The organism is Amycolatopsis sp., from assembly GCF_035276945.1.
Taxonomy (GTDB): Bacteria; Actinomycetota; Actinomycetes; order Mycobacteriales; family Pseudonocardiaceae; genus Amycolatopsis_E.
Window position 1 is genome coordinate 21,932 of sequence record NZ_DATELF010000117.1, and the last position, 9,996, is coordinate 31,927.

7 protein-coding genes and 1 pseudogene are annotated in these 9,996 nt (G+C 69.0%); 1 reads left to right on the top strand and 7 read right to left on the bottom strand.

Translation table 11 applies throughout. The annotated features are described in order from the left end of the window. Positions 1–16 precede the first annotated feature (16 nt). The 5 genes from VJT49_RS21520 to VJT49_RS21540 are packed head-to-tail and all read right to left on the bottom strand — an operon-like array spanning position 17 to position 6,326. On the bottom strand, positions 17–1,303 hold the full coding sequence (locus VJT49_RS21520; RefSeq protein WP_324166684.1) for an MFS transporter: 1,287 nt from the start codon (positions 1,301–1,303) through the stop codon (positions 17–19). Then, positions 1,300–2,166 (bottom strand): glycosyltransferase, encoded by an 867-nt coding sequence (locus VJT49_RS21525; RefSeq protein WP_324166685.1) that lies wholly within the window; start codon positions 2,164–2,166, stop codon positions 1,300–1,302. The genes VJT49_RS21520 and VJT49_RS21525 overlap by 4 nt, the downstream gene beginning before the upstream one ends. Before the next feature lie 28 nt (positions 2,167–2,194). Further along, positions 2,195–3,319 carry a glycosyltransferase gene (locus VJT49_RS21530; protein WP_324166686.1) on the bottom strand — a complete coding sequence of 375 codons (1,125 nt, stop codon included), beginning with the start codon at positions 3,317–3,319 and terminating at the stop codon, positions 2,195–2,197. Further along, entirely contained in the window at positions 3,316–4,398 is a 1,083-nt protein-coding gene (locus VJT49_RS21535) for a glycosyltransferase (protein ID WP_324166687.1), read from the bottom strand. Before VJT49_RS21535 ends, VJT49_RS21530 begins: the two co-directional genes overlap by 4 nt. 56 nt (positions 4,399–4,454) lie before the next feature. Continuing rightward, positions 4,455–6,326: a CoA transferase gene (locus VJT49_RS21540; RefSeq protein ID WP_324166688.1), complete on the bottom strand. Its 1,872-nt coding sequence runs from the start codon at positions 6,324–6,326 to the stop codon at positions 4,455–4,457. Positions 6,327–6,604: 278 nt separating this feature from the next. Here VJT49_RS21540 and VJT49_RS21545 point away from each other — a divergent pair, with 278 nt between their 5' ends. Then, the gene (locus tag VJT49_RS21545) at positions 6,605–8,539 is read left to right on the top strand and encodes an FAD-dependent monooxygenase (RefSeq protein ID WP_324166689.1); all 1,935 of its coding nucleotides are present in this window, start codon (positions 6,605–6,607) and stop codon (positions 8,537–8,539) included. A gap of 293 nt (positions 8,540–8,832) precedes the next feature. On the opposite strand, the pseudogene VJT49_RS21550 reads toward VJT49_RS21545, so the two are convergent. Then, positions 8,833–9,612, bottom strand: a pseudogene (locus VJT49_RS21550) (IS5 family transposase); the annotation flags it as partial. Positions 9,613–9,678: 66 nt separating this feature from the next. After that, positions 9,679–9,996 (bottom strand): hypothetical protein (locus tag VJT49_RS35600; RefSeq protein ID WP_422652938.1); only part of this gene is annotated, 318 nt, incomplete at its 5' end.

The following is a 9,996-nucleotide window of genomic DNA, read 5'->3' on the forward strand; positions in this document are numbered from 1 at the left end:
GATTCGAGAGTTCCCTTCAGACATTGCGATCACTGTGACGAATTCGAGAAGACGGCACCGGCGCCGTTTCCCTGGCGACCAACCAGGCCAACCCCGCCAGCGCGGCAATCGCCGCCGTGATGTAGCACGCCGCTTGGTAGGACAGTGCTGCCGTCATCGCGCCAACCGCGAGTGGGCCGACGATCGAGCCGGTGTCCCCGGCCATCTGGAACCCGGCGAGGACCGCGCTGCGGTCGTCGGTTCTGCGGCGGAGCCCGCGTGGTCCGTTGACCCGACGTTGGTTGGGCATGCTCGCGACGTCGGCGGCGGCGGCGCTGTTGGGTGGGTTGAGCATCCCTGCCCCGGCGCCTGAGGCAAAGGAGGCGGCCAGCAGCACGGGGCTCGAATCTGCGATCCCCAGCACCACGATGGCGACCGTGGCACTTGCCAGACCCACCAGAGCGACCGGCTTCCGGCCGATCCGGTCGGTGAGGCGGCTTGCGATCGGCACCAGGGCGAGGCTGCCGGTGGCGAACACGGACAAGGCGACGCCCACCAGCGTCCCGTCAGCGTGCAGGATCTCCGGGATGAACAGCGGCAGCAACGTGGCCTGCAGGCCACTGGCAGCCCAGCCGTCGATGGCGAAGTTCGCGGCGAGCGCCGCACGGTAGGTGGGATGCCGGACGGCCGAGCGGAAGCCAAACGACTCCGGGCTTCCCGTCGTTACCGGCAGGCCGACCGCGGTGCGGTGGACGAACCGGCGGCCGACGAGCGCTACGGCCGCCATCATGACGGCGTAGACGGCGAAGGGCAGCCGCACGTCGTACCGCTGGAGTAGGGCGCCGACAACAGGTCCGACGACCCTGCCCAGCATTCCGGCGGTGGTGATCAGTCCGGTGGCGCGCCCCCGCTGGCCAGGTCCGGCCAGCCCCACCACGAGCACCGCCGACGAGACCGTCAGCATCGCCGATCCCACGCCGGCCAAGCCGCGAAAGGCCAACAGTTGCCAGTACGCAGCGGCGAGGGCGCACAAACCGGTGCAGGCGCCGACCGTCAGGATTCCCCAGAAGTAGGCCGAACGCTCCCCGAACAGGTGCACGATACGGCTCGTCAGCGGGGCAGCCAGCAGGCGGGCCAGCCCGAACGCACTGACCACCAACCCGATCGCGGTGGTGCCGACGTCGAACCGGGCAGCGAAGGCAGGCAGCGACGGGGCGATGATCCCGAAACCGATCGCGATCACGAACATTCCCGCGGCAAGGAACCAGACCGCGCCGGGGAGCCTGGTAGTCCGCTCGACCCGCAACGTCGCACTGCCGCTCATGCCTCATCACCGGAGTCTCGGGCAGGCCCGGGAACCCGCACGGAGAACCGCCGGGCCACCATCCGGACGACCTCCGTCGGCGCCGGTCTGGCCGCGATCTCCCGGGCGAGCTCGACGGCACGCCTTCGGCAATCCCGGAAGGTGAGCAAAGTGGACACTCGCTCGGCGACACGCTCCGCGTCCGCCACGTCCCGCTGGAGACTGACGGCGACACCGCAGGCGGACAGTCGTTCCGTCAGGCGCGCGGCAGTGGTCGTCCGCGGGAGAACGCACTGCGGCACGCCGAGTGCCAGCGCATTGACGGCCAGCAGCGAGTCGCCATCATGGACAACCACGTCCGTGTCCGGTGGTATCCGGTACCGCTGCTCGCGGTCGTACACGAACTCGGCACCAAGTTTCTCCAGCGCCCCCACCGGTAACTCACCGCCGACGTACACCAGGGGCTGGTCCAGCAGCCTGGTTTCCAACGAAGTAGCGAGACCAAGCGCGATGTGCCGGACAGGCAGAACAGGGCAGTTGTCCTCGGCCCGCAGCAGCGGCGGGCAGGCGTCGATCACGAGGTCCGCCTCCGTCCCGGCGGGCGTCGCCGCTGGGTCCCAGCGGTATTCGATCAGTGGTACCCGGCAGGGCATCGGTGTGGGCGCCTGCGCTATCACGAGATCGGGCCGCCAATCCCCGACGAGGGCGGCCAAACCGTTCTCGTTCGTCGCAAGGGTGGGTAAACCCATCCTGTTGACCTCGGGTGCGAAATCATCCCGGGTGGCGACCAGAACCTGCCAGCCGTCCGCGCGGAAGGCCCACGCCAGCGGTGCCACCGCGTACAGCTGTGGCAGCGCGGGCCGGCAAGTCAGCAGTGCACGCATCGGAATACCTCCCGACATTCGTCACTGTTCATGGCAGTTCCGCGATCCTGGCCAGCGCGTCGCTCGGCGACGGGCGTGCCGCGTTCTCCCGCGCCACCTCGGCCGCGGTCGCCCGATGCGAGGACCGGCCGAGCAGGAGCCGCACGGCCTCCCCGATCGTGGCCGGTTCGGCGGACTCGCTCTCGACCATGATGGCCACGCCCCGTTCGACCACCGCGCGGGCGTTCACCGGCTGATCACCGCCGTGCGGCAGGATCACCTGGGGCACACCGGATGCCAGCGCACCGAAGGTGGTTCCGGCTCCGCCGTGGTGCACCACCGCCGAGCACGCGGGCAGCACCACCGACAGCGGCAGCCAGTCGGCCACCCGCACGTTGGGTGGTAACGCCCCGATTTCATATCCGTTCGCCCCACCCTTACTCAGGACGACCTCGACGGTCATCTCAGCCAGAGCGTCCACAGTGGAGCGGAGTGCCGTCGACCCCAGGTCGGCGAGGATCGAACCGAACGTCACGCAGATCCGGGGGCGCGACGGGCGTGCCGCGAGCCAGCGTGGCAGCGGTCCTGCAAGATCGTTCGGCACGTACCGCATCGGCCAGCCCCGGTGCCGACGCTGCCAGTCGACGCTGTCCGGACACACGTTGAGCATGGCGGCCGGATCGGTCGGTGGCTCCGCCAGGCCGTACTGCCGCGGGCGCGTCATCGCGTCGAGCGCCGGACGGAAGGTCCGCATCGGCAGCCCGGTGCCGTGCAGCACGGCAGGAATCCCCGCGAGGTGTGCGGCCACCAGACCGGCGACCTGGTACGGGTCGTACAGGACGACGTCAGGCCGCCACCGCTCGATATGCCGCACCAAGCCGTCAAGCATGAGATCAGCCATCGCAGCGAATCGCACGCCCCCGCGTCGTCGCGCGGTGGCCGGGTCCGTCACGCCGCCCAGGTTCGTCTCCCGATTCAGCCGGTCGTATTCCGTCGCCACGTCGACGTCCGGTGCGATGTCGACCACCGGCACGCCGGACCTGGCGGCGAGATCGACATTGGCACCGGTCGTGGCCATCGCTACGGCATGCCCGCTCGACAGGGCGGCCCAGGCCAGCGGAAACAGCGGAAACAGGTGCCCGGCCCCAGGAGGCGCGGTGAACAGCAGTCTCATCGCACGGCGGCTTCCAGCCGCGGCACGAGATCCGCCGGACAGGGCATCGCCTCGATTGCGGCCCGCGCCTCGACGGCCGACTGGCGGAGCTTCTCGTCCGTGGCCAGGCGAGCCAGGACCGCCGGGGTCACCTCGTCCGGCGCACAAGCCAGCCCGGCGCCGTACTCCGCGACTGCCCCGGCGTTCGCGTGCCGGTCCGCGCCGTTGGGCAGCGCCAGCTGGGGCACCCCGGCAGCCAAGGTGCTCAACGTGACTCCGGAACCGCCATGATGTACCGCGGCCGTGCATCGGGTGAGTAGCTCGGAGAAGGGCAACCATCGCTTCGCCCGGACGTTCGGCGGCAGCGCGCCGAGCCCGACGGGGTCGGCGCCGCCGAGAGCGAACACGAAGTCGGCGTCGACCCGCTCCGCCGCCGCGGCGATCCGGTCGAACGTGCCCGTTCCCGCGACCAGCGGGGTTTCCGTGCCGAGGGTGACCGCGATCAGCGGGCGCGCGGCCCCGGCCGAGTCGAGCAGCCACGATGCGAGCGGCCCGCCGCCGTCGTGCGGGAGGTACCGCATGGACCAGCCTTCGGGGGGCTCCGCGAGCAGGGCAGGCGGCGCGACGTCCAGCACCACACTGGCCGGGAGCCCGGGCGCGCCGTGCCGGGTGAAGTCGGCACGGAGGAGCCCGTACAGCTCGGTGGACAGGCCAGCGCCACGGGCGAAGCCGAGCAAATGCTGGACCGCGGGTATGCCGAGCTTCGCGGCGGCGATCAGTCCGGCGGCGTTCAGCGGATCGTGGACGACGAGGTCCGGCCGCCACGCCTCGGCGATGCGGATCGTGGTGTCCAGCCCAAACCGCGCAATGTGGACCACACGTTCGGCGGCGTCCGCCAGCCGCCGGATCCGGCTCTCGCCCACGGGCAGGTGCGCGGGGAACTGGCGGTTGATGGAGTCGCTGATTTCCTGTCCGGACATGCCGGGGGCGTAGTCCACGACGGGCAGGCCGGACTTCACCGCAGCCCCGAGCCCTCGGCCGCCGGTGACCAGCAGCACTTCGTGTCCGGCGGAGCGTAACGCCCACGCCAAAGGGACCATCGGGAACATGTGACCGACCCCCGGAGCGGCCGTGACCAGTACACGCAGCGTGCCCCTCATCTGAACCGCCACGGAGCCATCACCACGGCACAACCGTGGTCCTCGAACAGCGACGAGAACCGGCTAGCCGAGGGCAGGGCGGAAACCTCTTCGAGGACCGCGACCGTGGGGACACCGGCCTCAAGGAAGTCGCGTTCCCACACCGCGCTCGGCCTGGCCGCCAGCCCGGCCCCGAGCCAGGCGGGCAACTCGCGCGGGGAACAGCCGGCCAGCGCCGCCAGCCGGGCGACGTGGTCCGGACTGCGAGCGGCCACCGCTAGCAACCCGTCCGCGGTCTCGAACACGCCGTCGACCACGGTTTCCGAGGCCAAGCTCGGCACGCGGCGCAGCTCTTCCGCGATGAGCGTGGTCGCGGCCGAGAACAACGAGGTGTCCACCGCGACGCCGACGCCGAAGCGCTGCCGGGCCAGCAGCCCGGCCAGCACCCCTTCCGCCGCCACCGCCGCGCCGAGCACGTCCACGATGATCATCAAGGTTGGCCGCGCGAGTCCCGTCCCCGCGCTGATCCGGTCGGCCACCCCCGAATAGGCCTGGACCTGGAAATCGGTGCCCAACGGCGGAGCGTCGCCCAGCGCACGTCCCCAACCCGAGGCGTGTGCGTAGACCAGTCCCGGGTTGGCCTCGGCCAGGTCGGCGGAATCCAGGCCCAGACGAGCGGCTTTCCCCGGAGCCCAGTTGTGCAAGAAGACGTCGGCGTCACGGACCAGATCGAGGACCTCCGCGCGCCCGGCCGCGGTCTTGATGTCGATCTCCACGGCGCGCTTGCCGTGGTTCACCGAAACGAATCCGGCCGAGCAGCCCCGTGCCAGCGGCGGCAGGCCGCGGGCGGGCTCACCGCCGGGCGGCTCGATGCGGGTGACGTTCGCGCCGAGCAACGCCAGCAACCTCGTGGCGAACGGCCCCTGCATCCGCCGGGCCGACTCGACGACGCGGAGCCCGGCGAGCGGCAACTCAACCGGACCGGGTTGCCCGGTCCGGCCGGCCGCGCAGCCGAGTGGGGACAGTTCCCACGGCGCGGCCGTGCCGGTGGCGGGCCACAGACCGGGGTCAGCACGCCGCTCATCGATGGTGCGGACGCGGCACACGCTGACCCCGGCCCGGGCCGCGACGGCCCGAATGTGGTCGAATCCCGCGGTAGCCGCCGTGGCCGACAGCTCGGCTGGCAACGCAGCCGTCGCTCGCCCATAACGCATCATGAACGGCCGCCAGCCCCGCGCCACCGCCGCGCCAGGCGCGCCCAACGCCGCCCAAAATTCCCGCCACGAATCCGCATCGAGGGTGTCCAGCTCGAACCGCACCCCGTCGGCCGAGGTGAACGGCGGGCGGTTGTCCTCGGTCAGCTCCGCCGGCTCGATCCGGTCCGGCTCCTCGTCGGCCGTCTCCTGCGCCACGTACTGCACCAGGGACAGCGCCGCCGCGCGCGCGACGGCCAACGAAACCTGCCGGACGCCGATACCGCGCAACTGGCCGAGCAGCCCGGCCAGGATGCCCTGCACGGCGAGCACGCCACCCAGCACGGAAACGTAGTCGACACCAAGCCGACGTGGACCGCCGGTCGCGCGCCCATGCACCGCCATGATCCCGGAACAGGCCTGAGCGAGCGTCTCGTCGAAGGGCGTTGGGTCCCCATCTGCCCAGCCGGTCAGCGCGGCCTCCAGGCGGACGCCGTGGCCGGTGATGTCGAATGCCGGGCTGCCCATAGGTTTCCCGGTCCACCCGGGGACGACGTTGGCGCCAAGCAATTCCAGATGCTGGCTGACCACACCGCTCGCCCGGCCCAGGCCGAGCGGGCGGCCGGTGTGGTATTCGACGTCGATGCCGTACAGCGAAGCGCGATGGCGGGGCGCGATGCCGGATCCTTTTCTCAAGAATAACCCCTACAGCCGTAATCAACCCGGGAGAAGAAATAGCGAAAACCATGATAAAACCGTTGAAAACATACTTCGTCACTTGCAAAAGAAAGGATATCCCACGGCCCCAAACCTCTATAAATACCTGTGGGGAATCTCACAAACAATGGATCAGGGTCATCCAGGTGCAAGCTTCGGAAAATCGTGGAAAAAGCTTCCTCTTTGTGCGGTATTGACAAAAATAACCAGACCCTATAAATTAGCGAATTGCGCGGCAAGGTAAAGGAGAAGACCGCATGCGAGCCTTCCGGGCGGCCGTGATCGGGGGCGGACCGGCAGGCCTCTTTCTTGCGCGACTGCTCAGAAAGTCCGACCCCACGACGGTAGTCGACGTATACGAGCGCAACCTTTCCGACGACGCGCACGGACTGGGCATCGTTCTGTCCGACCGCGCGATGTCATTCCTGCGTGTGGCCGACCCCGAAACCCATGACTTGATTCGCGCGGCCTGCGGTGCTTGGTCGGACCTGGAAATACGGTTGCCCAATGAAACGGTGCGATACGGCGGCTACGGCTTCACCGCCGTTTCCCGGCCCGCACTCCTGCGGCTTTTGCGCGACCAGGCGAGCCTCGCCGGCGTGCAGACGCATTTCGGCAGCCCGGCGAGGATCGGTGCCTTCACGGGAAACGTGGCAACGGAACCCGATGTCATCGTGGTCGCTGACGGCGCCCGTTCCCGAAACCGGCGTTCGCTGTCCGCCCACCTGGGCACAACGGTCGAACCGGGCAAGGCCCGCTACATCTGGTTCGGCACCACCATGCCGTTCGGCGCGCTCACACATGCCTTCGTACTGACCAAGTACGGCCCGTTCGTCGGTCATGCGCATCCCTACGGCACCAGATCGGTCTCGTTCGTGGTTCAGACCGACGAGGCAACCTGGTCGGCAGCCGGCATGGACACCGCGTCCGCCAACCTGCGCCAGGGCGAGACCGACGAGTACGCAAGAAAACTGTTGTCGGAGATCTTCGCCGAGCACCTCGGCGGGGAGCAACTGCTGGGGCAGGCCAGCCAGTGGCGGAGGTTCCCGATAGTCCGCAACGACCGATGGTCGGTGGGGAACATCGTCCTGCTCGGCGACGCGGCACACACTGCCCATTTTTCGGTTGGCCTGGGCACCAGGACCGCTATGGAGGACGCGGTAGCGCTCGCCGCTGCCCTGCGCGACTCCACGACGGTTGCGGCGGCGTTCGCCGACTACGAGTCGGTGCGCCGTCCCGAGGTCGACCGGATCCAGGACTGGAGTGTGCGGAGCATGCGATGGTGGGAGACGTTCGGCAAGCGGCTCGGCATGACGCCACGTCAGTTCGCGCTCCACTTCATCACCCGGACCGGATCACTCAGCTACGCGGGGCTGCGGCGCCGCCATGCGGCGCGGATCGACGAGGCCGAAGCGGCTTTCGCCGCTGAACACGGAGGAATCGGAAAGGAAGGCAGTCCGGGCCACGCCAGCGGCACGCCTCTCCGGCTAGGACCGATCCGGTTGCACAACCGGGTGGCCACCATCTTGCATGGCGACCTGGAAGAGCAACTCGGGTCGGCAGCGGCCTTCGCCGCGGCGGGAGGGTCACTCATCCTCGCCGACTGGCGCGGGATGCCGCGGGCGGGCGATGCCGAGGTACTCCCGCGCTGGTCAGCCGTGGCCCGCGCCATCAGCGGGTTCGGCGGAGTGTTCGGTGTGCTGGTCGGCTCGACGGCCGTGACCGATGGCACGCAAACGGCGGCCTCGGCCGGAGCCCGGTTGGTCGAAGTCGTGCTCGGCCCCGAAGCGGATGGGGAGATCGACGTCCGCGACCTCGTGCGTCGGCACGAGCACGTCGCCTTGTGTGCGGGCCTGTCCCAGCCCCCCGGTGATGCCTGGTCAACGGGGGTCGACGACCTGGTGGTCCGCTGCCATGAACTGCGGTCTCATGGAGTCAGTGCCGTGCACCTGCATGGGGACTGGGAACGCGTGGTGGACGTCGCCGACCGGATCCGTGCGGAAACGGCCCTGCCAGTGATCGCCGATGGCCCGGACGGCTGGGCCCTGCGCGGACCCCGGACCGGTGAGAAGGACGACCACGCGACCCGGCTGCACCTCGCGCTGGTGAGCGGCCGGATCGATCTGGTCGCGGGCTGGCCGTTGGCACGGTCGACGAGCCGGCCACGTCCACGGACTACCGTGCGATCATGACGGTCCCGGCTCGCGGTTGACTTGGCCACCGTCGTGCCGGCCGCATCCAGATGTCGTCGTAGGTCTCGCAGAGAAGGCGCCGGCACCAGGATTCGGCGGTTGACATCGAATGACCGTATGCCAGCCGACACGACCTCAGCCGCACCAGGTCCCGCGTCCACAACGCGAACCCGAACGGCAACTGACGCGGATCCGTGCCCACGATCAGCGTGTACAGCCGTTCCGGCTGCGGCCCCGACAGCTTCGCCGGGCGGCCGGGAACCACCTTGGAACTCCTGACAGAGTGAGAGGTTGCGGAGGCGTCGCCAGCAGATGATGGCGCAGGCGAGGGGAGGAAGGCCTCGTGGATGTCGTCGCGGATTTCCCAGCGGATGCGGAGTCGGCGGAACCAGTGCAGCAGGGCGAAGCCCTGCTCGACGACCCAGCGGTACACCCCCAGGCCGGAACCCTGGGGTTCGCCGCGACGAGCGAGGACCGGCGTGATCCCAGCCTCGCGGACTTGCTTGCGGTATTTGTCGTGGTCGTAGGCGCGGTCGGCATAGATCGCCTCCGGACGCCGCCGGAGCCGCCCACGGCGGCCCCGGCGGCGGGGACGGCTTGGATCAGCGGCATGAGCTGAGTGACATCGTTGCGGTTACCGCCGGTCAGCGACACCTGCAGGGGGATGCCGTGCGCTTCGGTGATCAGATGGTGTTTCGAGCCTGTTCGGGCACGGTCGACCGGGCTCGGACCGGTTTTGGGCCGCCTTTCATGGCCCGGATGTGCGAGCCGTCGATCACCGCCCTCGACCAGTCCAGCGCCCCGACGGCGTTCGGCTCGGCCAGCAGGCTCTCGTGCGGCCGCTGCCAGACCCCGGCCTCGTTCCAGTCCCGGAGTCGTCGCCAGCAGGTCATTCCCGACCCGAAGCCCAGCCCTTGAGGCAGAAACTCCCCGGGAATCCCGGTGTGAAGGACAAACAGGATGCCGCACAACACCTTCCGGTCGTCCAGACGCTTACGCCCGGGATGGTCGGCACGCCGGGACACCACCGGCAACAACGGCTCGATCCGCGCCCACAACTCATCCGAGACGATCCACGGACGCTGCTCACCCTTCCTCACGCCATGATCAACAACCAGGCGATCAAAAAGATTCCAAGATCATTCTGTTAGAATTTCCCAGAAACGCCGTACTCCTTCGCCCGCAAGCTGACCACGCTTGACCATCTCACCAACGGCCGCATTTCCTGGAACATTGTCACATCCTTTCTGGACAGTGCCGCTCGCAACCTCGACGACCGATACGGCCTCGGTGACGAGTTCGTCGAGGTCTGCGACAACTGTGAGGATGATCAGGTGCCGTCCCGGGCTGTGGTCTGACCCGTGCGACAACCGGCCGTGGTGCTTTTCCGTAGATCTGTCGGCCCCAGCCTGGGACGGTGCTTGCAGCCGCCGGACCGGCGGGGCGTGTCCCGATAG